Source organism: Butyricimonas sp. Marseille-P2440 (assembly GCF_900091675.1).
GTDB lineage: Bacteria > Bacteroidota > Bacteroidia > Bacteroidales > Marinifilaceae > Butyricimonas > Butyricimonas synergistica.
The window spans coordinates 381,542-407,636 of record NZ_LT594610.1; the positions used below are offsets into that span (position 1 = coordinate 381,542).

The 26,095-nt window shown below is 47.7% G+C and carries 24 protein-coding genes; 8 read left to right on the forward strand and 16 right to left on the reverse strand.

Translation table 11 applies throughout. The annotated features are described in order from the left end of the window. Positions 1-825: an HAD-IIB family hydrolase gene (locus tag BN8899_RS12630; RefSeq protein WP_065219698.1), complete on the reverse strand. Its 825-nt coding sequence runs from the start codon at positions 823-825 to the stop codon at positions 1-3. 11 nt (positions 826-836) lie between these two features. Next, positions 837-1,703, reverse strand: coding sequence for a pyridoxamine kinase (locus BN8899_RS12635; RefSeq protein WP_065219699.1), 867 nt, complete (start codon positions 1,701-1,703; stop codon positions 837-839). Between the two features lie 226 nt (positions 1,704-1,929). On the opposite strand from BN8899_RS12635, the gene BN8899_RS12640 reads away from it, so the two are divergent. Further along, positions 1,930-4,110, forward strand: a complete 2,181-nt coding sequence (locus tag BN8899_RS12640; RefSeq protein WP_065219700.1) for a glutamine synthetase III family protein — start codon at positions 1,930-1,932, stop codon at positions 4,108-4,110. 40 nt (positions 4,111-4,150) lie between these two features. On the opposite strand, the gene BN8899_RS12645 is transcribed toward BN8899_RS12640, so the two are convergent. The 4 genes from BN8899_RS12645 to BN8899_RS12660 form a co-directional block, all read right to left on the reverse strand. Continuing rightward, positions 4,151-5,173: an META domain-containing protein gene (locus tag BN8899_RS12645; RefSeq protein WP_231932343.1), complete on the reverse strand. Its 1,023-nt coding sequence runs from the start codon at positions 5,171-5,173 to the stop codon at positions 4,151-4,153. Positions 5,174-5,343: 170 nt separating this feature from the next. After that, a complete protein-coding gene (locus tag BN8899_RS12650; protein ID WP_065219702.1) occupies positions 5,344-5,607 on the reverse strand; it encodes an HU family DNA-binding protein in 264 nt (87 codons plus the stop codon). A 219-nt stretch (positions 5,608-5,826) separates the two neighbouring features. Continuing rightward, entirely contained in the window at positions 5,827-7,332 is a 1,506-nt protein-coding gene (locus BN8899_RS12655; RefSeq protein WP_065219703.1) for a GH3 auxin-responsive promoter family protein, read from the reverse strand. 21 nt (positions 7,333-7,353) lie between these two features. After that, complete coding sequence (locus BN8899_RS12660) at positions 7,354-7,956, reverse strand: ribonuclease HII (protein WP_018337166.1); 603 nt, start codon at positions 7,954-7,956, stop codon at positions 7,354-7,356. 273 nt (positions 7,957-8,229) lie between these two features. Between BN8899_RS12660 and BN8899_RS12665 the strand changes: the two genes are divergently transcribed. Further along, the gene (locus tag BN8899_RS12665) at positions 8,230-8,694 is read left to right on the forward strand and encodes a DUF4268 domain-containing protein (RefSeq protein WP_065219704.1); all 465 of its coding nucleotides are present in this window, start codon (positions 8,230-8,232) and stop codon (positions 8,692-8,694) included. Between the two features lie 71 nt (positions 8,695-8,765). Then, complete coding sequence (locus BN8899_RS12670; protein WP_065219705.1) at positions 8,766-9,878, forward strand: pyridoxal phosphate-dependent aminotransferase; 1,113 nt, start codon at positions 8,766-8,768, stop codon at positions 9,876-9,878. Positions 9,879-9,996: 118 nt separating this feature from the next. On the opposite strand, the gene BN8899_RS12675 is transcribed toward BN8899_RS12670, so the two are convergent. From BN8899_RS12675 to BN8899_RS12695, 5 genes are all read right to left on the reverse strand, one after another. Further along, positions 9,997-10,509, reverse strand: coding sequence for an IbrB-like domain-containing protein (locus BN8899_RS12675; protein ID WP_018337163.1), 513 nt, complete (start codon positions 10,507-10,509; stop codon positions 9,997-9,999). Continuing rightward, entirely contained in the window at positions 10,496-11,800 is a 1,305-nt protein-coding gene (locus BN8899_RS12680; protein ID WP_065220716.1) for a DUF3440 domain-containing protein, read from the reverse strand. The genes BN8899_RS12675 and BN8899_RS12680 overlap by 14 nt, the downstream gene beginning before the upstream one ends. After that, complete coding sequence (locus tag BN8899_RS12685; protein WP_065219706.1) at positions 11,787-12,191, reverse strand: hypothetical protein; 405 nt, start codon at positions 12,189-12,191, stop codon at positions 11,787-11,789. Before BN8899_RS12685 ends, BN8899_RS12680 begins: the two co-directional genes overlap by 14 nt. A gap of 83 nt (positions 12,192-12,274) precedes the next feature. Continuing rightward, a complete protein-coding gene (locus tag BN8899_RS12690; RefSeq protein ID WP_065219707.1) occupies positions 12,275-13,159 on the reverse strand; it encodes a M43 family zinc metalloprotease in 885 nt (294 codons plus the stop codon). A gap of 608 nt (positions 13,160-13,767) precedes the next feature. Continuing rightward, positions 13,768-14,781 (reverse strand): aldose epimerase family protein, encoded by a 1,014-nt coding sequence (locus tag BN8899_RS12695; RefSeq protein ID WP_187376893.1) that lies wholly within the window; start codon positions 14,779-14,781, stop codon positions 13,768-13,770. Positions 14,782-14,949: 168 nt separating this feature from the next. Here BN8899_RS12695 and BN8899_RS12700 point away from each other — a divergent pair, with 168 nt between their 5' ends. Together BN8899_RS12700 and BN8899_RS12705 are read left to right on the forward strand one after the other, a co-directional pair. Further along, positions 14,950-16,104: a galactokinase gene (locus BN8899_RS12700; RefSeq protein WP_065219709.1), complete on the forward strand. Its 1,155-nt coding sequence runs from the start codon at positions 14,950-14,952 to the stop codon at positions 16,102-16,104. Between the two features lie 24 nt (positions 16,105-16,128). Then, positions 16,129-17,754, forward strand: coding sequence for a sodium/sugar symporter (locus BN8899_RS12705; protein ID WP_065219710.1), 1,626 nt, complete (start codon positions 16,129-16,131; stop codon positions 17,752-17,754). A 392-nt stretch (positions 17,755-18,146) separates the two neighbouring features. On the opposite strand, the gene BN8899_RS12710 is transcribed toward BN8899_RS12705, so the two are convergent. The 5 genes from BN8899_RS12710 to BN8899_RS12730 all read right to left on the reverse strand — a co-directional run bounded on the left by BN8899_RS12710 (position 18,147) and on the right by BN8899_RS12730 (position 22,412). Then, positions 18,147-18,698 carry a 2-oxoacid:acceptor oxidoreductase family protein gene (locus tag BN8899_RS12710; protein WP_018337156.1) on the reverse strand — a complete coding sequence of 184 codons (552 nt, stop codon included), beginning with the start codon at positions 18,696-18,698 and terminating at the stop codon, positions 18,147-18,149. 99 nt (positions 18,699-18,797) lie between these two features. Further along, on the reverse strand, positions 18,798-19,565 hold the full coding sequence (locus BN8899_RS12715; protein WP_065219711.1) for a thiamine pyrophosphate-dependent enzyme: 768 nt from the start codon (positions 19,563-19,565) through the stop codon (positions 18,798-18,800). A 3-nt stretch (positions 19,566-19,568) separates the two neighbouring features. Next, positions 19,569-20,654 (reverse strand): 3-methyl-2-oxobutanoate dehydrogenase subunit VorB, encoded by a 1,086-nt coding sequence (locus BN8899_RS12720; RefSeq protein WP_065219712.1) that lies wholly within the window; start codon positions 20,652-20,654, stop codon positions 19,569-19,571. An 18-nt stretch (positions 20,655-20,672) separates the two neighbouring features. Further along, positions 20,673-20,900 (reverse strand): 4Fe-4S binding protein, encoded by a 228-nt coding sequence (locus BN8899_RS12725; RefSeq protein ID WP_018337153.1) that lies wholly within the window; start codon positions 20,898-20,900, stop codon positions 20,673-20,675. A 195-nt stretch (positions 20,901-21,095) separates the two neighbouring features. Beyond that, the gene (locus tag BN8899_RS12730; protein WP_065219713.1) at positions 21,096-22,412 is read right to left on the reverse strand and encodes a pyridoxal phosphate-dependent aminotransferase; all 1,317 of its coding nucleotides are present in this window, start codon (positions 22,410-22,412) and stop codon (positions 21,096-21,098) included. 382 nt (positions 22,413-22,794) lie between these two features. On the opposite strand from BN8899_RS12730, the gene BN8899_RS12735 reads away from it, so the two are divergent. From BN8899_RS12735 to BN8899_RS12745, 3 genes are all read left to right on the forward strand, one after another. Further along, positions 22,795-24,024 (forward strand): ABC transporter permease, encoded by a 1,230-nt coding sequence (locus tag BN8899_RS12735; RefSeq protein ID WP_065219714.1) that lies wholly within the window; start codon positions 22,795-22,797, stop codon positions 24,022-24,024. 153 nt (positions 24,025-24,177) lie between these two features. Next, positions 24,178-24,744, forward strand: a complete 567-nt coding sequence (locus BN8899_RS12740) for an RNA polymerase sigma-70 factor (RefSeq protein WP_018337150.1) — start codon at positions 24,178-24,180, stop codon at positions 24,742-24,744. Positions 24,745-24,838: 94 nt separating this feature from the next. Next, positions 24,839-26,038: a FecR family protein gene (locus tag BN8899_RS12745; RefSeq protein ID WP_065219715.1), complete on the forward strand. Its 1,200-nt coding sequence runs from the start codon at positions 24,839-24,841 to the stop codon at positions 26,036-26,038. The last annotated feature ends 57 nt before the right edge of the window (positions 26,039-26,095 follow it).

A 26,095-nucleotide genomic window follows, 5' to 3' on the forward strand; every position in this document is an offset into this window, starting at 1 on the left:
TTATAAGCTTAATGCCGTGTGGATAAACTCTGCCAGTCCGCTGTCCGTGTCGTTGGTGACGTTGTTGAATTTTGCCCGCAAAGGTTCGGGGGCATTGGCGACGATGTAGGGATACCCGCAACGTTCGAGGAAGTCGATGTCATTGTAGTCGTTCCCTAGCCCGGCACATTCGGCGTAGCGGATGCCGAGTTGGTCGAGCAGGATCTGGCAGGAAGTACCTTTGTTCACGTTTGGGGCGAATATCTCCGTCCAGATTGCCTGGTTGTCAATCGGGGAGGTCGAACGAATCACGGAATACCCGGATAATTTCTCTTGAATCTCCCCGTGGAGTTGAATTTGGCTGGCATCCAGTATCACGAGGAATTGCGTGGCTTCTCCCCGGATGTCTTGTATGCTTTGGATAGGGGTGCCCAATCCCGGGTAGTTCTCTATGCGGCGGCGGAAGTCCTCGTGCAAGGGTGAGGTGTTCCGGTAATAGAAATGGTGATTGTCGGGGATAGGCTGTTGGATCGTGAAATTGATATTGTATTTCCACAGCATGGAAGCGATCTCTATTGTTGCTTCCGCGGATAGTTCCCGGGTGCCGATCAGGCGTTTGTCATTCCAATGCATGATGCCGGCACCGGAGGAAAATACCATGTAGTCGATGGGAAGTCCCTCGGGTAACGCGTTTTGAAAAGAGAAGACGGAACGTCCCGTCGCCAATATACGGGTGATGCCTTGGCGTCCGGCTTCTTCCAGCGCTTCTTGATTCTCTTTGCTGATTGAGTTCCGGCCGCGGGGCAGCGTGGTCCCGTCGAGGTCGATGATGATAGCCCTGATCATATTTTAGATGTTCAATTTTCAATTGTTACAAGTTCATACTTGTAATAAGGCAACGGTTCGTTGAGATAATGCAACACTTTCTCTTGGTTCATGCCGTCCAGGGGATTGTGGTTGTAGCCAAAGGTCGATTTGATGCCCATGTTGATAAAGTGGACGGCGCGGTCCAGAGCCTCCGGGAGGCTGTCGCCGTTGAGCATACAACCCGTGATAACGCTGGCGAAAGCGTCGCCCGTCCCGGGGTAGGAGGCGGGAACATAGTCGCATTGCACGCTCCACGTGCGCCCGTCTTGTTTGTTGTATGCCAGGGTAGCAACGTTCCGGGTGTCGTTGCCGGGCGCAGAAGTGATAATCACGTGCTCGGGACCGAGTTCACTCAGTTGTTTACACCAGTTGATAGCCTCTTGCAAGGAAACTTCCTTCAAGGGATTGTTCCCCAGCAGGAATGCGGCTTCCGTGAGATTGGGCGTGATTACCTTCGCTTTCGAGCAGAGGTCTCTCATGCCTTCGATCATGTCAGGTGTCATGCCGGAGTATAGCGAGCCGTGGTCGCCCAGCACGGGGTCAACCAATATGAAATTATGATCGTCTTTGAAATAATCGAAAAAGTTGCTGACGATCCCCATTTGTTTCACGGAGGCAAGGTATCCCGTGTAAATCGCGTCGAAATGAAGATCGAGTTCTTTCCAATGCTCGATGAATGTTTCCATGTAATCGGTCAGATCCAGGGAACGGAAATCCTTGTATTCGCTATGGGCGGATAGGATGGCGGTAGGTAACGGGCATACCTGGTATCCCATGTGCGAGAGAATGGGTATCGCTACGGTCAGGGAAGCCCTTCCGTAACCGGATAGGTCGTGTATTGCGGCAATTTTTTTCATGTCATTCGTTTATCTTGATTTTCCAAAGGTAATAAAATTCAGTCTTTGCCGCAATCGATATGTTTTTTAATCATTGATTCTGGATTTAATCAGGGGGTATCTCTCGAAAATAAGCTTATTTTTATTGATATGGTATTAAAAATATAGGGGTATTCGTGAAAAATAGACGATATTTTGTATATTTGCCCCGATAAAAATAGGGTTCATTCTGAAAATGTAAATATTTATGGCAAAATTTAGATTCTTAGCTTTACAAGAGATCACCCGTCGCAAACCCGTCGAATGTGGGGAGCGTCCCAGGTCTTCAGCCGTTTTTGGTGAAAACGTGTTTTCAATGGATAAGATGAGGCATTATCTCTCTATCGAGGCTTACAAGAAATTGGAGCGGGCGATGATCGAGGGAAGCGTCATCGACCGGGGACTGGCAGACCAGGTTGCCTCGGCAATGAAAGCATGGGCGGTGGAGAAAGGGGTAACCCACTACACGCATTGGTTCCATCCCTTGAATGGGGCGACGGCGGAGAAGCACGATTCGTTTATTGATTTGTTGCCGGACGGCGACGTGATCGAGTGTTTCGACGGGCGGTTGCTTGTGCAGCAGGAACCCGATGCGTCCAGTTTCCCGAACGGTGGTATCCGCAACACGTTCGAGGCACGCGGTTACACGGCGTGGGACCCGGCTTCCCCGGCATTTATAAACAACCGTACCTTGTGTATTCCCACGGTGTTCGTGGCGTACACGGGTGAGGCGCTTGATTTCAAGACTCCGCTCTTGAAAGCGTTGGCGTTGATCGACCGGGCGGCGGTGGATATTTGCCAGTATTTCGACAAGGATGTGAAGCGGGTGATAGCAACGCTGGGCTGGGAACAGGAATATTTTCTGGTGGACGAGGCCCTGTATAACGCCCGTCCCGACTTGAAGTTGTGCGGGCGAACGCTTATGGGGCATTCCTCGGCCAAGGATCAGCAGCTGGAGGACCAGTATTTCGGTTCCATCCCGGCGCGGGTGACGGCTTTCATGGACGAGTTGGAGTACGAGTGCCATTGCCTGGGTATCCCGATCAAGACGCGGCACAACGAGGTTGCCCCGAATCAATTCGAGTGCGCCCCGATCTTCGAGGAGGCGAATCTGGCGGTAGACCACAACCAGTTGCTCATGTCCACGATGAAGCGGGTCGCCCGGCGCCATAACTTCCGCGTGTTGCTGCATGAGAAACCGTACAAGGGGGTGAACGGTTCGGGGAAACACAACAACTGGTCGTTGATGACCGACACGGGGGTCAATCTCCTGTCGCCGGGTAGAAAACCGAAGTCGAATATGCAGTTTTTGATTTTCCTCGTTTCGACCATCAAGGCGGTACACGAGCACGGCGAATTGCTGAAGGCGTCCATCGTGTCGCAGGGGAATGAAGCCCGTTTGGGAGGGGACGAGGCGCCTCCCGTGATTATGTCCGTTTTCCTCGGGAACTATCTTTCCGGGATGCTGGACGAACTGGTCGAGAAGGTGAGCGACCGGAAGATGAGCCCGGATGAGAAGACGGAATTGAAGTTGAACGTGGGGAAGATTCCGGAGATCATGCTCGATAACACCGACCGCAACCGCACGTCGCCATTCGCTTTCACCGGGAATCGTTTCGAGTTTCGGGCGGTGGGTTCTTCCGCCAACTGCGGGGGACCGATGATTGCGTTGAATGCGGCGGTGGCGGAACAGCTGATCGCTTTCAAGCGGGAGACGGACGCTTTGATTGACAAAGGCGTGAAGAAGGACGAGGCAATCTTCCAGGTGTTGCGTAAGTATATTATCGAGTCAAAGCCCGTTCGTTTCGAGGGCAACGGGTACAGCAAGGAGTGGAAGGAGGAGGCGGAACGCCGCGGGCTCTCCACGGAAGTTGACTGTGTTCCGGCGTTGAAGGCTTATTGTTCGGAGAAAGCAAAGCGTTTGCTGGTGGATTCCGGAATCCTGAGCGAGCGGGAGTTGCAAGCCCGGTTCGAGATTAAGAATGAAATCTACTTGAAGAAATTGCAGATCGAATCACGCGTGTTGGGCGATTTGGTGTTGAACCACGTCATCCCGACGGCTATTTCTTACCAGAACACGCTATTGGCGAACGTGACTTCCCTGAAAGCAATCCTTCCGGATTACGAGGAAGTGGCGGATGTGCAGATCGACGAGATTCGCACGATTTCCCACCATATCCGCGAGATTCAGAAGATGGTGTCGGGTATGACCGAGGCACGCAAGTGTGCCAACACGATAACCGACGAGGTGAAACGTGCCGAGGAATACACGGCAAACGTGCGCCCTTACTTGGATAAGATTCGTTACCACGTGGATAAACTGGAATTGCTCGTGGACGACGAGATTTGGCCTTTGCCGAAGTATCGGGAGTTATTGTTCTCTCGTTAATAGACGGTAAAAATAAAAGCCCCCGCAGGGGCTTTTATTTTTATTTCTTTTCTTGCAACTTCAGTACTTTCCCGTCGGGAAGCGTGAGTTCTGCCTCGGTGCCTTTGCCCATGAGGCTGACTTGGTCGTTTTTGTAGAGATAACCGGAAGCCATCACTTGTTGCGGCAACTCGTAAGTCTGGTCGTCAAGGGTAACCACGGCGAGTTCCTCGTTCGGGTAGAAGGTGACGTTCACTTGATAGAGCATTTTGGTCTTGCCGTCACCGCCTTGGAACACGGCGTTAATCACGCTGTTCGGGGTTTCCGTGTATAGGACTTTTGCTCGTTGCTCGATGATCCACAGACCTTTCTCCTGGCGCACGTTGTAGGTGTCGTCATCTTCCACGTTCCACGCGTATCCGCCTTTCGGGAGGCTGCGTCTGCCGAGGATCGGGTGATTTTCCACGTTCGGGAGGAATACTTCCACTTGTGCGGAGTCTGCCGAGAACACGATAAAAGCGGAAGTCGTTGCTTCCGGATCGTTTGCCGGGTTCATACGCACACCCGATTCAAACAGGCGTATGCAGTCTTTCTTCACCTCCGACCACGTGAAGCCCGCTGCGGCGTTACACCCGTGGGCGTCATTTGCCACGCCTACTTTCTGATCGGCTTCTTTTACCTTGAATACAAGAGTCATTTTCTTGTCCTTGTCGGTGAATGTCAGTTCCCCGTTCTCGATAGAGTAAGAGGTCATGGCGGCAAGAGCTTTCACGAACTGGTCTTCAAACTTCAGATCAGGACATGCCATCATGGTCATTCCTCCCGGTTCCAGCTTAATCGTGTTGCCCTCGGTGGTGTATTTCCCGAAGAAACGGTTACACCCGGCGAAACCGTACATCGTGTTGGTGTCGGTAAGGAGGATAGTTGGAACTCTCTCGGAAAGGGCTACTTTCCCTTCGCTCGTTGTCATCTCTTTCAGTTGCCACTCGTTGGCGGTCAATGCCGCTTTGTTGCCACTGTTACTTTTGCATCCCGCGAAAGCGAGGACGGTGGCGATCATCATTAGGATAGTTGTTCTTTTCATGTGTGTGTTATTTTTACGCAAATATACGAAGATAGGCTGGGAAAGTTTAAAGATAGAGGTTATTAATTTTAGATTTAATGATTTTGGATTTAGAAATAGAACAACCCCCTCTAATTTCTCCTGGCACAGGGAAAATTAGAGGGGGTGTTTACTTTAAACTCTGAATTGAATTAAATTTCGATATTCTTGCTAGGGTTAAAGCGGATGACTTTCTTGGCAGGAATAACCATCATTTTCTTGGATGATGGATTGTAACCATTCCGCGCTTTCTGCTTTTTTACGTTGAAGCTTCCTAATTCCTGTAAACGTACAGGTTCATCTTTTTTCAGAGATTCTTTGATCGTTTCCAAAATAGCAGCTAAAACTTTAGTTGTTTCAGCCCGTGATACTCCACTTTTCTCAGAGGCAGTTTTAATTAATTCTAACTTGTTCATTTTACTATTTAATTTTAGTTATATCACAGTTATTGCACTCTTGCGAGTGTTTTCCTGCTTTGATGTGTACAGAAATTTATCCAATCCATTCACTTAGTGCAAATGTAGTAAAATTTATGGTTTTAGATTCTATAATTTTCGACAAATTATAACTGGGTAGGGCTAATTCGTTAAAATGAGCCAGCCTCGGTTCGTGAATTTTGTGAACCGGGGGATGTATCAGTCCTGCATTTTTAGGAGTTCTTCGATATGCGTGCGGTCGTTCCACAGTTGCGGCACTTTGTTTTGCCCGCCGAGTTTGCCTTTTTCTTTCAGCCAGTCGGTGAAAAGGTTCGGGCGGGCAACGTGGAGGATGAGGCGTTGGAGCGACAAGAGGCGTTTGGCCTCATAGTCGGAATTCACGTGTTGTAGTTCTTGGTCGAGGAGGTCGGCAAAACTTTCCGGGTCGGAGGGTGGTGTGCCAAACTCGATAATCCACTCGTGGGCACCTTTTTTGTTTTCCTGCATGAAGACGGGGGCGGCGGTGAAATGAAGCACGGTGGCTCCCGTCTGTTCGCACGCCCGGTGAAGCGCCTCGATGGCGTTGTCGATGATGAGTTCCTCGCCGAAGGCGTTGATGAATAGTTTCGTGCGCCCGGTGATCTTGAACTTGTAGGGGCGGGTGGAGGTGAATTGTACGGTGTCGCCGATCATGTAGCGCCACAGCCCGCCGTTGGTGGAGATAACGATGGCGTAGTTTACCCCGGTTTCGACTTCTTCCAGCAACAGCGCTTTCGGGCGGGGTTTGCCGAGTTCGCTCGTGGGCACGAACTCGTAGTACACGCCATAGTCAAGCATGAGCAGCATCGACGTGTCGACGGGGTCGTCCTGCAAGCCGAAGAATCCCTCGGAGGCGTTGTACGTTTCGAGATATTTCATTTTTGGGTCGGGCAATAGCCGCTTGTACTGTTCGCGGTAGGGGGTGAAGTTGATACCCCCGTGGATGAAAAGTTCGAGGTTGGGCCACACCTCGTGGAGGTTGGCTTTGCCCGTGCGCTCGAGGATCCGGTTGATAAGCGTCAGGAACCACGAGGGAACTCCCGCCAGGCAGCGCACGTCCTCCTTGATGGTGGTTTCGCATATCTTCTCTATTTTTTCTTCCCACTGGCTCATGAGCATGATGGACTGGTCGGGGGTTTTCATCATGTTTGCCCAAAATGGGGTGTTCGAGATCAGGATGGCGGAAAGGTCTCCGTAGCGGCAATTGTTGTTCGTTCGGGACACCTCGCTGCTGCCGCCGAGAGCCAGTGTCTTGCCGTTGAAAGCCTGGGAGTCGGGGTAGAGGTTATTGAAAATGGCTATGGCATCCTTGCCTCCCCGGAAATGGCATTCTTCGAGGGCGGTTTTGCTCACGGGGATGAATTTGCTTTTAGCGGCAGTCGTGCCGGACGATTTGGCAAACCACGTGATGGCTTCCGGCCACAGCAAGTTCTGCTCGCCGTTCATCAGGCGCTCGGAATAGGGAGCCAGTTCTTCGTAATGGATAATCGGCAATCGTTCCCGGTATTGTTCCGCGGTGAGGATGGAGGCAAAGTCGTATTTCTGCCCGTACTCGGTGTTGGCTGCTACGCGGAGTAGTTCGTCCAGCGTGTCACGTTGTACCTGTATGGGATTCGTCTTGAAAAATTCGATCTGCGCTAATCGCTTTGACGAGAACATGGATATGATGGAATTGATGATAGCCATAGGTGATTCCTTGATGTTATTTCAATTGAACTCGAGGGTTAGTTGCGGGTCTAGTAGGGTGAAACTACGCCGGTGGTAGGGAGTGATGCCGTGTTCGGCGATCCCTGCCCGGTGCTTTTTGGTCGGGTAGCCTTTGTTGCTTGCCCAGTCGTACATGGGGTAACGCTCGTGGAGTTGCAGCATATACTCGTCACGGTGAGTCTTGGCAAGGATGGAGGCGGCAGCGATAGCCATGTACTTGGAGTCGCCTTTCACGATGCAGTGGTGCTCGATGTTCCCGTAAGGTTTGAATCGATTGCCATCCACCAGGATATGTTGCGGGGTGATGCTTAATTGAGCCAAAGCCCGGTGCATCCCTTCAATGGAGGCGTTGAGTATGTTAATCTTGTCGATTTCTTCATTATCCACGGCTGCTACCGCCCACGCGAGGGCTTCCCGTTCAATGATCGTTCTTAATTCATCCCGCTTTTTCTCGGAGAGTTGCTTCGAGTCGTTAAGCATTTCGTTGCGGAAATTCTCGGGCAAAATGACTGCTGCCGCGAAGACGGGACCCGCCAAACATCCTCTTCCTGCTTCGTCACAACCCGCCTCTGTCTTATCCTGATAGTATTTTAATGTCAGCATATGTTTACTAAAAGTTAAAGGCTACAAGTAGCGTTCGGGCAAATATAGTAAATAAAGTTTATAAAGTTTATAAAGTTCATATGGTTTGTAAGGTTTATAAAGTCTATAAAGTCCGTAAGGTCTATAAAGTCTATAAGGTCACGGGAGTCCTTCGGACAAAGTCTATTGGCAGCTCAAGCTGCCGTGAGCAAAGCATCCGCAGGGTCAACGACTTTATAGACTTTACGGACTATTTTCTTATATTCGCGTGTAAATCAGTCAAAATTTGAAAAGATGTTCACGAGAGAAGAAGCGAAAGAGATAAGAATGAAGTTCTGGGAGGGGTTCAAGGGGTATTGCCGGCGGAAGCACGTGTACCGGAAATGGGTGCTGACGGGGGTAAAGATTCCGTCGGTGCAGTTGAAATTCTATGTCGACGAGAAGAAGGCACTGGTGTTGTTCCAAATCGACCATAAAAGTGAATTGCGACGTTTCGAGGTGTACGAGTGTATTTTGTCTTATCAGACGTTGTTCCGTGCCGAGTGTGGCGACGATTTGATGTGGGACGAGGAGTACACGGGGATTGAGGGACAAGTGGTGAGTGCCATCTATTTCGAGTTACCGGGGGTGAATCTTTACCGCACGGAGGATCACGAGCGGATATACGCTTTCTTCACGGAGAAAATGCCGTTGCTGGAAGACCTTTATTACGAGTATCGTGATCTGATTAACGAGAGGCTGAAGGAGGGGAGGTTTTGATTTACGATTTATGATTTTAAATTGAAGGACTGATTAATTTTAGATTGAAGGATTTAAGAAATAGTATAGCAATGAAAATTAACAAGAGTGGGGCTGTGCTTTCCCGTATCGTGCAATTGGGGGAAACATTGAAAGAACTTTCCCGGGTGAATGGGAAAGAGTATCTGCCGCTGAACAGAGGTGTCAATCAAGTGGTGAATATCGACTTGACGGAAGTCGTGAAAGGTATTAATTTTAATTCGCCGGAAATACAGGTGTATCCGCATGGTGCCGGACGACCGGAGTTGCGGGCGGCAATCAACGATGAGTTTTTCATGGGAAAGTCTTCCCCGGATCGTATTTTGGTGACAGCGGGAGGGATGCACGCCCTCGATCTGGTGGCTCAAACCGTGAATATCGGACGGTTGTACCTGCCGACTTATTACTGGGGATGTTATTTCAAGATGCTGAAAATACGTCATATCGAGAGCGTGGGGTATGATCGACAATCCGACTTGATGGAGATGATCGACGAATTGCGGGGAAATGCCGTGTTAATCAGTGACCCGAGTAATCCACTCGGGGATAAGCACGACGACGACGAACAGTTGGCGATTATCAGTGCGTTGAATGATGCTGGGGTGGTGGTCTTTTATGATTGCCCTTATCGTCGCCTTTACATGGATGCTTCCGATGATTATTATACGCGTTTGATGGATATGGAAAACGTGATTATCACGGAGAGTTTCAGCAAATCGGTGGGATTGAGCGGGCAACGCCTCGGGTTTATCCACACGAGTAACAAGGAATTGCATGACGAACTAGAAGTACGTGTCATGTACAACACGAACGGGATTAACGGTTTTGCGCAGGAATTGGTTTTACGTTTGTTGACTACGCCGGAAGGACGTGCCGCTGTGACTGCTTTCAAGGAACGCACTACACGGGATATTGCCTTGAATATCGATTATTTGCGGGAACGGGGATTCCTTGCCGAGGAGTTCTATCACGGGACAAGCCCCCGGGGAATTTTCGTTATCGTGAACCGTAGCGAACAAGAATTACTCGACCATTACATCGGTGCCGTGGGGCTCGATTTTTTCACGAAGACCAATCAAGGATACGCCAAGCGCTTTGCCCGGGTTTGTGTATCCGTGCCACACGAGAAGCTGGTGCAATACTTTGATGATTTGATAATTAGGTGATTCAGTGATTTGCGATTCAGTGATTCCTGCCGCACAAACTGTCCGACAACTTCAAACCGTAGCGTTGGGACGAGCGGCGAAATCACGTAATCACTGAATCGTCAATCACTTAATCCTTTCAGTCTTCCTTCGTCAGCGTGAATTCCTTGTCTGCAAAAAGTTCCGCGAGCCCGGAGATTTGTTTCAGGCGAAGGAGTTCGTCTTTGTCCATACCGATGTTGCGGATGATCCAGCTATCGGACATTCCGGCTTTCGTGAGTTCTGCCACGATTTCGGTCATTAGTTCAATACTGTGGGAGCCGCGTGCCCGGTTGTGGCGGATGGTTGACGCCATCCGGTTGGATATGTCCTTGTCGATCACAACGACGGGGAGTAATCCATGTTCGCGTTCGAAGATGCGTTTTGAGGTTTTCATCACCTTGTAGCGATGGTAACCATCCACCAGTTCGTAAATGTCTTTCTCCGGAATATAGTAGCATACGCAAGGCATGGTGTAACCGTCTTCCCAGATGGAAAGTTCCAGCAGATTCATTTCCGGCGGGGCTACCACATTGGGGTTGTACGAGTTGGCGACCACTTTGTCGATAGGTACAGGGATCACCTTGTAGACAGGGCTATTATATTTTTCCATAGCTATCCATTAATGCTTTATATTTTTCCATAACACGTTTTCTGCGATCATTTTCACTTTTGTTCAGGGCAAAGCCCATGTATTTGCACGCGTGGTCGTTCTTGAGAATACAGATGCACATCCGCTTGAAGGTGGGAAGTTCCTTAAACTCGGGGATGTTCACGTCGTCTTGGTATTCCATGCGCACGGGTTTCTTGTCGGTCTTGTAGTTGGTGGTTTCGCCGACAGTGATCGGGATGCCCATCCGGATCAGTTTGGCGATGGTTTCTTCCGCTAGGCAACCTCCTTTCTTTCGCCAAAATTCCATGCTAGTGGAGAGTTTGTTCAGGTAATTCTGACGGGTTTCTTCCGGTAGGGTGCAGAGCAGGAATTTCATGTATTCCGCCCACGTCAGCCCCTCGGGAAGGGAAATAGATTGCCATCCCATGGCTGTGGTGCCCCCGTATATTCCGGTGAAGTTTACCCCGTTCACGCGGCTAATCATCTTTCCCCACGTGTCCGGGTCGATCGTCCGGTAGAGTTTGAGGCTCGGCAGTGCTTGCGAAATGAAAGGACTCGCTACGCGCTGTCGTTCAAGCGGTACCCCGGCTTGGTAATACAAATCGTAGAGGTGGTTGTAATCCCAGCCTTGTTTCCCGTTTGCCGTCCAGATATCTGTCGTCTGCCAGTCGAAAATAGGATAAGCGTTATAGATACCTTTGTTGATCCGGTGGGTCCATTTCAAGTGCTTGTAACTATGGTAGTTTCTTGCACCGTGTATCGCCTGCCAGCGGTGGTAGCTTTCCTGCGTGCGGATGCCGATCAGGCAGCAGACACGTTCGGCGCCTTTCTTACGGTAAATCCATTCGGCAAATTTGTTTTGGTAGTCGTAGTCCCACATATCTTCCGTGTAGAAATCGAAGTCTTCTTTCCGGTAACATCCTTGGGGCATTTCCCGTACCCACAGTTCTCGCAGGTTGTCGTCCCACGGGCGCCAGAAACGCTGGTACATGGAAGTGCAGGTGGATACCTTGAAGGGGATACATACCCGATAGACTTCCAACAAGTCGGAATTGGCGGCTAAAGCCCGATCCACGTAACGAATGGTTTCCTGGTATTGCACCTCGTAATCCATGTGAAATACCCCGAGTTTGCGTTTGAGTTTGTGTTCGCGGATGTAGTCGATGCAAAGATTGAGTAGAACCCCGCTGTCCTTCCCTCCGGAGAAGGAAACGTAAACGTAATCGAAGTCGGAGAATATCCGTTCCAAACGCGATTGTACCGCATCGTACACGCTTCTAGCTTTTCTCATGGATTTCATGTATCATTTTGATATACAATTTCCACTCCTTTTTGACCGTGAAGCCACACGTGCGGAATGTGTCCGCGTGGGAAGTGTGGGAAATCACGTAAATGGGTTTGTCGCCTGTAAATTCATCGATCGCCTTTTGAGCGAACGAGGATAATAATGCGGTATTGTTGCCGGACACGTAGTAGTTATCAATGCATATGCACGTACTTTTGATCTCGATGGGCATGAAGCCGCATACTTTGTCCCCCTCGGTTGCCACGAACCACACGTGATGGTCTGTAGTTTTGAAAGGGTAATTGTTGTTTTGGCGGAGTATAGCCGGGCTCATGACTAAAGGAGCCACAAGTTGATACAACCGGGTTGACGTTCCATGTAATTTTTCTATGTTCATATCCGATCTCTTTCTTGCAAATCTAATAAAGATTGGCAAGAATTCAAAAGAACGGTAAATAAACCTTTCGGCGAAAATAAATTTCAGTAGCCGATTGGGCGATGTGGTGGTGTTGACGAATCGGAACGTCCTGTACGGTGTTGAACAGAATTTCTCATCGGGTTTATCGGCACCTCTATCTTGGGACCCGGTATAAGCGGACTGTATTCTAGCACGGCACGCACTCGTCGGCGTTGGTCGGGGGTGAAACGGTCTAAAGAGCCATATTCATAATCCATGATATTGGTGGAGATAAATTCGTTACCGTGGATGTCTACTCTTTTCATGCCTGCCTTGTATAATTCAAATATATCGATTGTTCCCGCTTCGTAAAGTTCATCGAGTTCGTCGAGTTCGTCGAGGTATAGCGAGTGGTCCTCGTGTATGTAAGTCGGGGTATCGTCACAGTAATCGTCCGGGCTTGAAGGCGCCGTGAAAACATGAAATAACCCGAGATAGTGTCCCAGTTCGTGAGCCAAAGTGAATGTTCCCCCGAATTCGAAAGGGGGACTATCGGGAGTCATCCGGTAGGAATAGAAGATATAATCGGTGTTCCACACGATGCAAGCAACGTAGTCGTCCGGAAGTTCTGAGAAATAACGGTCGCCCTCCACCAGACCCGATAGCGGGTATCCCCACGGCATATAAGGGAAGGTAGATATCCCAGCTGCAAATGATTCCTTGAACGGGAAGATAAAGACATTGATGTATTTGCGGGGATTCCACAGCCCGGCGACATCCCCGTATTCATTGTCCTGAAATTTGTTGGGATTGATAGGGAGGTCGGGATGAAAGATGCGATTGACTCCGGGTTCGGGAAGTTCCTGTCCCCTCGGGTCATGCGAGGCGGGGATGAACTCAACCATCATGTCGACGGAATTACCCGATTCGTTGCGGTAAAGGGCGTTGACGTTTACGAGATGCCGCATAAGGTAAGAGTGGGTAAGTATCCAAGTGAAAAGGGTGGAAGACGCTACCGATCTTCCACCGCGCTCTCTGTTTTGCTTTACACCATTCAAGCACCAACGCCGATTTTTGAAAATTCTAGTTTGTCTGATGTGTGGATATTCATTTATTTATGCTTTTTATATGGAGTCAAAACCGTGACACATCTTGAAAGCAACAAGGAGGTCGGCGAGACTTCGTGTAAAAATGGTCATAAACAAAGAACGTATATTGGCGAAAAAAAAAACGCCAATGTTGGATAACAAAGAAATAAAATATTTTTGAAATTCGCAACAAAAAGCATATAATAATTGTCAATATATAAAAAATATCTTGTAGTAAAGATTATTTGCGTAGTTTGTAATGATGAATACAGATGGTTTAATATTACAATTATCAGTGTGTTGTGTTGATGTATAGATTCCTGGCGGTGATCTGTTTCACGAGTGATCTGGGTTATATGATTTGTAATCCAATATTAGAGTATTGGGCGCCAATTTTTTTTGAAAGGCTATAAAGAAGGGTGACGGTTGAGTGGGAATTCATATAGCCTAATCATTCCTTGATAATTTTTGTTGTTTAGAGTCAAAGTCTAGTCCTCGCCAAACCAATCTTCTTTCTCTACGCTAAAACAGTTGAACGAGTACACCGTTTTGTGGCGATACACCTCTCCCGCTTGGAGTAAGGTGGAGGGAAAAGAGGGATGATGAGGACTGTCGGGGAACATCTGGGCTTCGAGGGCAATGCCGGAGTACGCTCCGTAATGCTTGCCGCCTTTGCCGTTTGCCACATCGATATGCTTGCCGGTATATACTTGCAGACCCGGGTAGTCGGATAAAATGGTTATCGTGATTCCGTTCTTCGGGTACGATAATTCAGCCATGAGTTGAGGTTCCCCAAGATCTTTGTACACATAACAATCGTCGAGCCCGTCTTCCTGCAGGGCAAGGAAAAGCGGTTTATTGAAATTGAAGGCATACTTACCTTCTGCCGGAAGAATGTTTCCCGTGGGGATCAAATCGGGTGTGGTTTCAAGGTAACGTTTGGAATACAAGCGCAACTCGTGTTTCCCGATATTCTCGTCGTCCGGGTTGAGGTTAAAATAAGGATGTTGCGTGAGGTTCACGTGGGTGGCTTTGTCGCTGGTCGCCTCGTAAATAACTCGGAACACGTTTTGTTCTATCGAGTACCTCACGGTAATGTCCAGTTTGCCGGGGAAGCCGCCAGTCCCGTCTTGGTCGGAAAGGCGGAGAATCAAGTGTTCGTCGTCCGGTTGTTCCACATTCCAAACGCATTTGTCAAAACCAGCTGCCCCGCTATGCAGGCAATTCCCGTTATCGTTCTTGGCTAACGAGAAAGTTTGCCCGTCTATTTCAAATGAGGCATCTTTTATCCGGTTGCCATAGCGTCCGATCAGAGCCCCGAAATACGGGTAATTGTTCAAATACGCGGGGGCTGCATATTGCTCCACGTTGTCAAATCCCAGCACTACGTCCGTCTGCTTCCATTTGTAATCACGGACAAATAGATTTTTTATGATCCCGCCCAAGTTACAGACGTGGATTTCAAGACATTCGTTTTTAAGAATATATTCTTTTAGTTCCATGGTTTGTGATTTTTTTCGAATCATAAAAGTAAGTAATAGATGACGATTTTCGGTTATTCAGTGTTATAATTTTGAAGAAAATAGTTTAACTTTGTAAGTAATGCTAGTACAAAAGCTGTTGAAGCCTTGTTATTTGCATTCTAAATTTTAAATTCTAAATTCTACACCATGGATACAAGTGTGCTAGAGCAGAGATTTCAAGAGATATACGGGAGAAAAGCGGAACATCTTTATTTTGCCCCCGGGCGGGTGAATTTAATCGGGGAACATATAGATTACAACGGAGGACGGGTATTTCCTTGCGCGTTGAGTTTTGGGACTTATTTGTTGGTTGCCCGTCGTGACGATGCCCGAACCGGATTCGCCAGCATGAATCTGCCGTTTCAAGGCGTGTTGGATGATGCCGCTTTCACGGGCAAGCCGAACGAATGGGTGAAATATCCCTTGGGAGTGATGAAGGAGTTTGCCGACCGGGGAATCGACCCGTGGGGGTTCGATATTTTGTACTTTGGTGATATTCCCGGTGGTGCGGGACTTTCTTCCTCTGCCTCGATGGAAGTGGTGACGGCATATATGCTGAACGATCAGTTGAAAACGAACCTCGATACGATTGAATTGGTTAAAATGTCACAGCATGCCGAGAACGATTTCGTGGGAATGAATTGCGGTATCATGGATCAATTTGCCGTGGGGATGGGAAAAAAGGAACACGCTATCGCATTGGATTGTGCCACGTTGGATTACGATCTGATTCCATTGAACATCAATGGCTACAAACTAATAATCACGAATTCGAACAAGAACCATGATCTGGTAACCTCTAAATATAACGAACGCCGAAGTGAATGTGAACAAGCTTTGGCAGCGATAAATCAAAAAGTGAAGGTGAATAACCTTTGTGACCTCGGTTCTGGAGAATTTGAAAAATTAGCATCCTTGCTGCCGAACGATACGGTGTACCGAAGGGCTCGCCACGCCGTGACTGAAAATGAGCGGGTGAACGAGGCAATCGAGGTGTTGCAGAAAGGTGATTTGAATCGTTTCGGGCAATTGATGAACGATTCGCATCGCTCTTTGAAAGAAGATTACGAGGTCACCGGCACGGAAATGGATACTCTGGCGGAGGAAGGACAAAAATTGCCCGGCGTGTTGGGTTCCCGTATCACGGGCGGAGGCTTTGGTGGTTGTACCGTGAGCCTTGTGCAAGAAGATAAGGTGCAACAATTCATCGAGAGGCTTGTCGTAATTTATCACGATAAGATCGGCTTGAGTGCCGAGTTTTACGTGGCAGACATTGGCGACGGAGTGCGTAAAATTTACTAGAATACAAACCTAATAATTGGAAAGATGTTGAACACGAATTTTGAATTCTGGGATTATCTCATTTTCGGGATGTATGCCCTTATGATTATTGCCGTGGGTTTGTGGGTATCGCGGGGAAAGAAAGGCGTGCAAAAGACAACGGAGGATTATTTTCTTGCCAGCAAATCCCTGCCGTGGTGGGCTATCGGGGCTTCTTTGATTGCTGCTAATATCTCTGCCGAGCAATTTATCGGGATGTCCGGTTCGGGCTTTGCGGTGGGGCTGGCTATCGCTTCCTACGAGTTTATGGCGGCGCTCACGTTGATTATCGTGGGTAAATTCTTCTTGCCTATCTTTATTAAACAGGGATTGTACACTATCCCGGAGTTTGTGGAAAAACGTTTTTCCACGAATCTGAAAACAATTCTAGCCGTTTTCTGGATTGCTTTGTTTGTACTGGTGAACCTGACTTCCGTGCTTTTCTTGGGCGCGAAGGCGATTGACACGATTATCGGGACGGGGAACGGCGATTTGTTTATCCCTTCCATTGTTTGTCTTGCTTTCGTGGCAGCCGCTTATTCCATATACGGGGGATTGTCTGCTGTCGCCTGGACGGACGTGATTCAAGTGGCTTTGTTGATTATTGGCGGGGTAATTACTACCTTGATCGCTTTGGATAACGTGTTGCCAAGCGGTGGCGTTATCGAGGGTTTGCGGCACGTGGTGGATACGGCAGAGGATAAGTTTCACATGATTATTTCGAAAGACAATCCGGAGTTTAAGAACTTACCCGGTATAGCCGTTTTGATCGGGGGATTGTGGGTTGCGAACTTGTATTACTGGGGATTCAATCAATATATCATCCAGCGTACCTTAGCGGCAAAGTCCTTGAAGGAAGCCCAGCGAGGTATAGCTTTCGCCGCTTTCTTGAAACTGATCGTTCCCTTGATCGTGGTTATCCCCGGAATCGTGGCTTTCGTGATGTACACGGAAACTAAAGATCCCTCGGTGACAGTCATGTTCGAGATGACAGGAGGGAATGATAAGGCTTATCCTTGGCTGATCGGGACGTTCGTGCCTACCGGCCTGAAAGGATTGGTACTTGCGGCTTTGGCGGCAGCTATCGTTTCTTCGTTGGCGTCCATGTTGAATTCTACTTCCACCATCTTCACGATGGATATTTATAAACCTTATATCAATTGCGATGCTTCGCATAAAACGTTAGTCGGAGTAGGGCGAATCACGGCAGCAGTGGCATTGGTCATCGCCGGGTTTATTGCCCCGTTGATGGCGAATTTCGACCAAATGTTTGTTTATATTCAGGAATATACGGGATTGGTAAGTCCCGGTATCTTGGCTGTATTTCTAATGGGGCTTTTCTGGAAGAAAACGACCAACCGGGGAGCAATTATCGGCGTGTTGGTTTCCATTCCGGTAGCTTTATTGTTAAAATTCTTGCCGATAGGGATGCCGTTCCTTGATCAGATGATGTACACCTCCTTGATAACGATGGTAACCATCGGGATGGTAAGCCTTGCTACTTGCAAGACAGAGGATGATCCGAAGGCATTGGCATTGACATCCGAGATGTTCAAGACGGATAAAGTATTTAATATCTGTGCGTACGTGATTTGCATCCTTTTGGCTGCGATCTATACTTTGTGCTGGTAGAATATGAAAAAAGTTTATTTGTTTATACTATTTTAATAGTACCAAGTGGCTTTTCAAGTATTCTATTACCGATTACCCTAACAGTTTAGTATTAATTATTAAATTGTTAGGGTAAAAAAAGAATTGTTTGCTATTATGTGAAATGTAAATCATAATTCCTTAAAGAAATGAATGGATTTAATTGTTTGACCATCGCGTTGTCATTGATGGATATATTGGATTTTATCCTTGTACTTTTTACGATTCTTGTTGGAGTTGGAATATTAATTTCATTGTGGAATTTGAATATTGCTCTTCGCATTTATATCGATCGGCATAAAAGTGATAGATAATAAAAATAGGAGATAAACGCTTATGATTTGCGTTTACCTCCTACTTGATTATGAAAGAATTTATAGTTGGTTTACAACCTCAACGCTGTTCATTCCAGTTTGAATAGCCTCGATATTCATCGGGATCATCTTGTGGTGACGTGCGGGCAAGGATTTCTGTAAGCCTTTTTCCACGTTTTCAAGCTTCACGATCGGTTTTATTTTCAAGAATCCACCGAGAACGATCATGTTGAAAACTTTCGGGTTACCTTGCTCCACGGCGATAGCCGTACCCTCGATCTTGTAGATGTTGATATCTTTTCTCGTGGGTTCGTGGGTGATACCGTTCGGGTCGTAAATCAGGACGCCACCGGGTTTCACCATACTTTCGAACTTGTCCATGGACTGTTGGTTCAGAACGATTGCGGTATCGTATTTGGTTAAGATCGGGGAGCTGATGCGCTCGTCACTCAGGATGACGGTCACGTTGGCTGTACCACCACGCATTTCAGGACCGTAAGACGGCATCCATGCCACTTCTTGATCTTGCATAATTCCAGAGTAAGCGAGAATCTTTCCCATGGAAAGAACTCCTTGCCCACCGAATCCTGCTATAATGATTTCTTCTGTCATAATTATTGAGTTTATAAGGTTATAAAGTTATAAAGTTTATAAGGTTAGAATAAAAATGATTTTATGAGCCTTATGGACTTTATGAACTTTATGAACTGATTAAATATCTTTGATGTCACCTAATTGGTATTTCGGGAACATGTTTTCCACCATCCACTTGTTGGCATCAACCGGACTCATTTTCCAACCGGAGTTACAAGTACCGACGATTTCCACGAAAGAGGTTCCTTTATCTTTCCGGGTGTTCTCGAATGCTTTGCGGATAGCGGCTTTTGCCTTGCGCACGTTAGCCGGGGTGTGTACCGACTGACGGGTTACATAGCAAGTTCCGTCTAGTTGGGCAAGCAATTCGGTTAATTTCATCGGGAATCCGTTTAATTTGGCATCACGCCCGTAGGGAGTGGTTGCGGTAACCTGTCCTAAAAGGGTGGTCGGGGCCATTTGTCCTCCGGTCATACCGTAGATTGCGTTGTTAATAAAGATAACCACGATATTTTCACCACGGCTGCAAGCGTGCATGATTTCACCGCATCCGATAGATGCCAAGTCTCCGTCACCTTGGTAAGTGAACACGTAACGATCGCGGTGAACACGGCTGATACCGGTAGCAACGGCAGGCGCACGACCGTGAGCCGCTTCTGCCCAATCAATATCCAAATAGTTGTAAGCGAGTACGGAACATCCTACCGGGGATACACCGATGGTTTTGTCCTGGATACCCATTTCTTCGATTACTTCCGCAATAATTTTGTGAACTACCCCGTGGGAACATCCCGGGCAGTAGTGCATCACGTTGTCGGTAAGCACGGGAGTTTTCTTGTAAACAATATTCTCCTCTTTTATTATATCTTTTAATTCTACTGACATAGCTTATGCTCCTATAATTTGTTTTTTAAGTGCTTCAACGATCTCTTCCGGTGTGGGAATAACTCCTCCGAAACGTCCGTAGTGTTCTACCGGGATTCTGAATTTAGCTGCAAGACGAACGTCTTCTACCATTTGTCCGGCGCTCATTTCCACGGTCAGGATTCCTTTCACTTGTTTGGAAAGTCTTTCGATTTCCTTGGTCGGGAAAGGATACAGCGTGATCGGGCGTAGGATACCTACTTTGATGCCTTGTTCACGGCAAAGTTGCACTGCTTTCTGGCAAATACGTGAAGCGGAACCATATGCAACGAACAAGTATTCGGCGTCTTCGCATTGGATTTCTTCGAAACGGACTTCATTTTCTTCCATTGCGTGATATTTTGCCTGCAACTTGTGGTTGAATGTTTCTTGTTTATAAGAATCCAACTCAAGAGAGGTGATCGTGTTGTGAGAGCGGTGTGCTTTCTTTCCGGTCAACGCCCAGCTATCAGACATTTTCTCGATTTCTTCTTCTGTCCAACGAGGTTTGTATTCGCTCAATTGAACTTTTTCCATCATCTGTCCGATAACACCGTCGGCAAGAATCATGGCGGGGTTACGATATTTGAATGCCAAGTCGAAACCTAGGCTTACGAAATCGTTCATTTCTTGAACGGAAGCGGGAGCGAGCACGATCAAGTGATAGTCACCGTGACCTCCGCCTTTCGTGGCTTGGAAATAGTCACTTTGTGCCGGTTGGATGGTTCCCAATCCTGGACCTCCGCGAACAACGTCAACAACCAAGCAGGGAAGTTCTGCACCTGCCAGATAGGTTAGACCTTCCTGCATCAACGAGATACCGGGGCTGGATGATGATGTCATCGCTTTTTTACCGCAAGCGGCGGCACCGTATACCATGTTGATTGAGGATATTTCACTCTCGGCTTGCAACACGACCATTCCTGTTTCCTCCCACGGTTTGCGTGCCATGAGAGTCTCCATGACTTCAGATTGCGGGGTAATAGGATAACCATAGTAAACATCACATCCACAACGGATAGCGGCCTCGGCTATTACCTCATTCCCTTTCATTAATTTTACTTCTGCCATTTTAGGTAGTTTTTATTCTTATTCTACATTCATTTTGTAAACGGTGATTACCGAGTCAGGGCATACCAACGCACAGCTGGCACATCCAATACATGCTTCCGGATTTACCATCTCGGAATAGTGGTATCCTTTTCCATTCACCTCTTTCGCCAGATCGAGGGTTTTGGTAGGACACGCGACCACGCAAAGGTTGCATCCTTTACATTTTTCTTTGTCAACGACGACAGCGCCTCTAAATTTTGCCATAATTGAATAATAGGTTATGATTTATAAATAAATTCTTCGTTTCTCTTTTATTCTGTAACGCATTTACGGGATAAAATTATAAACTAAAATTGAATATTGAAATAGTTTACCTGTATTTTAACATTGTTTTATCTTTTAATTCAAGATTGCTTTTTTAAAGTTTTCTCAGTCTGGTAAATTTATTTTCATTTTCAATTATCTCTTGTGGTCTGCTGCGAAACGTTTCAATCGGTCTTCCAGGTCATTCATACGCTCGAGTCCTGTTTGGGAAACGCAAGCACGCAAGCCTTGTTTCTTTGAACCGGTGTCCCGCAACGGGATAGCGGATATGCCGTAATACAGAATTTCTTTTGCCAATTCGCCACCCGTGAAACCCGGGTAGATCAGCGTGAAATAGAATCCGTCGGCAATCGGTTCCGCCAAATCCCGGTCGTACACGATCTCGAAACCGTACTTGATGAAGAGTGTTTTCATGGCGTTAGCCCGTTTGGCGTATTCCCGTACTCCGTCCAGAATGTTGATATGTCCCTCGTTGGCTGCTTTTAGGATTGCTGCCATGGCGTACTGGCACGAGTGGGTGGTCCCGGAGGATAAGGTATAGATGATGCGGTTTACAATGGTGTACCCGAGTGTGCCCATTCCCCCGAAACGGTCGTGTAGGTTGTCGTACTTTCGGTTATAAAGAGCGTCGGAGATACACATGATACCCAAGCGTTGTCCCGCGTAGCTGAACAGTTTGGAGCCGGAAATCATCACGATATAATTGTCCGTGTATTTTCCCACTGTGGGTTGGAATGGAGCTTTGCCCGGTACGGAAAGGTCACGGCGGAAGTCCATGGCGAAATAAGCGAGGTCTTCCAGCACGATCACGTCATACTTGGTGGCAAGTTCCCCGATGATTTTCAATTCCTCGTCCGTGAAGCAAATCCACGCCGGGTTGTTCGGGTTGCTATACAGGATAGCGGCGATATTTCCCTTGGAAAGAAGTTCTTCCAGTTTCTCCCGTAGTTTCTCCCCGCGGTAATTGTACACGTCGAACGACTCGATCGGTTTGCCGATCACTTGCATCTGAGTCTTTTGCACGGGGAAACCGGGATCGATAAAGAGCACGGTGTCTTTCTCTTTTTTACATTCCGTCACAGCCATGAAGGCGGCAAAACAGGCTTGCATGGAGCCCACGGTGGGAACGATGCCTTCCGGCTTGATGTCGATGTCCATGAAGTTCTTCACGAACTTGGAACCTTCCTCCTTGAATTCCTTGTGTCCCTCGAGCATCGGGTAGAATTGGGCACATCCGGCACGCAATGCCTCGATCTCGGCATCGATACCTACTTTCGAGGGAGCTAATCCCGGTACACCCATTTCCATGCGGATGAATTTCTCTCCGCATTCAGCCTCGACCATGTTCACAACTTTCACGATATCGCGTATCGTGGCATCTTCCATGTCACTGATTCCGCATGTTTGCAGTTTCTGGTCAACGATTTGTTTGTCAATTAGATTATTTTGCATGATTATATTTTATATGATTTATTCTCATTCTTTTAGCGTGTACGCGAGTTTAATAAAAAATTGTCATTTAATAGGTCGGAATCGTTTTAAATTTGAAGCCTCCGGAGTAATTTAGTTTGATTCTGTAAAGGAAAGCCTTGTATGGCGTATGGTTTCCTGCTCCTATCCCTACCTTAAAGACTTTTTATGAACCAATTAATTTCGAAGCATGGACGCTTGTCTACGTTTATGCTACGTTCATGATTGGTTCGTGATTGGTTCATGGGCTAGCGTAACGGTAGACTTGGGGTAGATAAAGGGTAAATTTGTGGTTATCCTATGGAAATATTGTATTGTTTTCGTAGTTTCGCGTAAATTAATTGAAATATTGAGGTGAGTTCGTATGAATCTGGAATGGTACATTGCGCGTAGGTTATTGAAAGGAGATGCAACGAGGTCTGTGTCTGTTCCGATCGTGAAGATCGCTATCGTGGGCATCGCGTTGGGTTTGAGCGTGATGTTGCTGTCATTATTTATTATCACGGGGTTCAAGCGGGAGATCACCGAGAAATTGTCGGGATTCACGGCGCACTTGAACGTGCAGCCTTTTATGCCAGGTTCGATGGGCGGGGAGGGCGTCATTCGGGGAGTGGACACGTTGGTTGCGGAATTGAAGGAGATCGAGGGCGTGAAGGATGTGTACGGGTACATCGAGAAGCCCGCGATATTCAAGAGCAAGGAGGAGATTCATGGAGTGGTGCTGAAGGGTGTTGGCGCTGGGTACGACGCTACTTTTTTTCAACGGAATATAGTGGAAGGGGAGTTCCCCGATTTCTCGGCTGAGGCGACCTCGAATGATATATTGGTTTCCCGGTCGGTAGCCTCCATGTTGGGCGTGGGTATCGGTGACCGGATAACCTCTCATTTCGTGCAGGAACCACCTCGTGCACGGGTGTTCACGGTGGCGGGGATATATGACACGGGATTCAAGGAATACGACGACGTGATGGTCGTGGCGGACGCCCGCCATCTTGCCCGTTTGAACGGTTGGAAGGCGGGAGAGGTGTCGAAGATTGCCATAGAGCTGGATGACGTGGAGCGGGTGAACGAGATAGCCGGGAAGGTGGAGGATAAGATCGATGAATTAGGCGTTTATTGCGAAGTGCAAACGCTGACGGACGAGGCTCCGCAGATTTTCGACTGGTTGGCATTGTTGAATATGAACGTGTGGGTGATTTTGATTCTGATTGTGACCGTGGCAGGATTTAATATGGTATCCGGTTTGTTGATCTTGATCTTGGATAAAACGACTTTTATAGGCATCATGAAAGCGTTGGGATACAAGAACGTGTCCTTGCGTAAGTTGTTCCTTTATATTTCAGCCGGGTTGATCGTGAGAGGAATGTTGTGGGGAAATGTGCTGGCGTTCGCTTTGGCAGGAGTGCAGGCAGCGTTTCACGTGATACACCTCGACCCGGTTACCTATTATATGGATACGGTACCTATTCATTTCAGTATCGGGTACGTGATTCTGCTGAATGCGGGGGTGATAGCCGTGACGGTGCTGATGCTGGTTATTCCCACGATGCTGGTTTCCCGGATCAGCCCGGTGAAGGCGATCAAGTTCGAGTGATTCATCTAAAAGAGCCCAAGAATTTCTCGATACTTCATTTTTGTTTTTCCCGTATACGAGTTCTTCAAATTTATTGTTTAAGTTTGCACTTGCTGGTAGAATCTACGTGGGGAGTGTCTGGTGACTATATTTTTATGTATAAATAATTTGAGTATGAACCCGGAAGAGGAACGTACATTTATGAAGCAATTGCACGAAAAGCATCCCGGTGCTTTTCGCGAGTTGTTCATGAATTTTTATAATGCTTTGGTTTATTTCGCGATGGGATACGTGAAGGAGAAGGAGCAGGCAGAGGATATCGTGCAGGAGTTGTTTATGCAGATTTGGGAAAGCAAGACGAAGTATGTTTCTTACACGAGTTTCAAGACGTTTCTGTACACTTCCGTGCGGAATGCCTGCATCAATTTGTTGAAACATAAAGAGGTGGAGGAAAAGTATATGCAGTATGTCCGGGAGCGGGAAACGGAGACGGGGGAGGCGGAGGATTTGCGTGTCATGGAAGAGGAGATTTATCGTTTGTTGTTGCACGCGATAGGCGAGTTGCCGCCGCGTTGCCGGGAGGTTTTCGAGCAGGTGCTGTTAGGGAAAAAGAATGAAGAGATCGCGGAGAACCTGAAAATATCCGCCTTGACCGTGAAAAAACAGCGAAATATCGGGACGCAAATTTTAAAAAAGAAATTGGGAAAATTGTATGAAATAGCGATCGTTTTTATCCCTTGATTTTCAGTTTGATGTAAAAAAATATAAAAAAAGATTCCATTTTTTTACTCCTTTTTGGCGCTCTTCTTGTCTTCATATTGAAATTACATTAAAAATGGACAAGAAGAATTATAGGATTATTGATTTGGTATGGCGTTTCTTGCTGGATGACCTTTCCGCGGAGGAGCGGGAAGAGTTGCGCGTGTGGCGTGAGGGAAGCGAGGAGCGTGAGGCGTTTTTCCAACGCGTGTGCCGGGGAGAGAGTTTGCCGGATCGCCGGAAGGTGTTCCGGGAGTTGAATGCGTTGGAGGCTTACAAGAAATTCCGGAACAAGACGCGCAGGTCTTGGATAAATACGGTTTGGCGCTATGCGGCGATTCTTACCATTCCTTTGTTGGCGGGGGTAATGTGGATGTGGTTCCACGAGGATAAGCAAGCGGAACCACGTGTGGTGGTGAGTGCGGATACGCCGCCCCGGGCGAAGGTGGAGGATAAAGTGATTTTGGTTTTGTCCGACGGGAAGAAAGTCGGGATGACCCATATAGCACGGGATAGTGTGCGTTTGGGAACTGCGATGGTGATGGGGCAGGAGGGACGGCTGGTGTACGATTCCGCGGGAGTAGGAGCGGATACCGCCGAGTTCACGTGGTTGGAGATGAATAAGGTGATTACCGCTACCGGAGGGTTTTACTCGTTGGTTCTTTCCGATGGTTCCCGGGTGTGGTTGAACTCGGAGAGTGAATTGGAATTTCCGGTTCTTTTCGGGCAGGGGGAACGGGTTGTCCGGTTGGCGGGAGAGGCTTTTTTCGAGGTGTCGAAGGATGCTTCACGCCCTTTTATCGTGGAAACGGACGGGATGCGCACGAGGGTGCTGGGGACTTCCTTTAATATCAAATCATACGCGGATGAGCCTTGTGTCAGAACGACGCTTTTCACGGGAAAGGTACAGGTCGTTTCGTTGGCGGACACGACCCGGGAGGTCGTGCTTCTTCCCGGGCAACAGGCTGACTGGGATACCCAGGGACGGCAATTCTCTGTCACGAAGGCGAATCTCGAGCACGCGAGGGCGTGGAAAGACGGTTTGTTCGTGTTTCATAAAGAGAATATAGAGGTGGTGATGCGGCAAATTGAACGTTGGTACGGCGTGAAATTTGTTTACCAGCTGGAGCATCGCGAACGGTACACGTTAAACGGTTATTTTAATAAAGATGAATCGTTGCAATCCATATTGGATATCTTTACTTTCACGGTAGGGTTGGAGTTTAAGATCGACGGAAACGTCGTGTATATCAAAAATAAAATGGAGCAACCTTGAGGTGGCTCCATTTCAGAAACCTTGTCTGGAACACAAGGTTATAGTATCAATTTAATT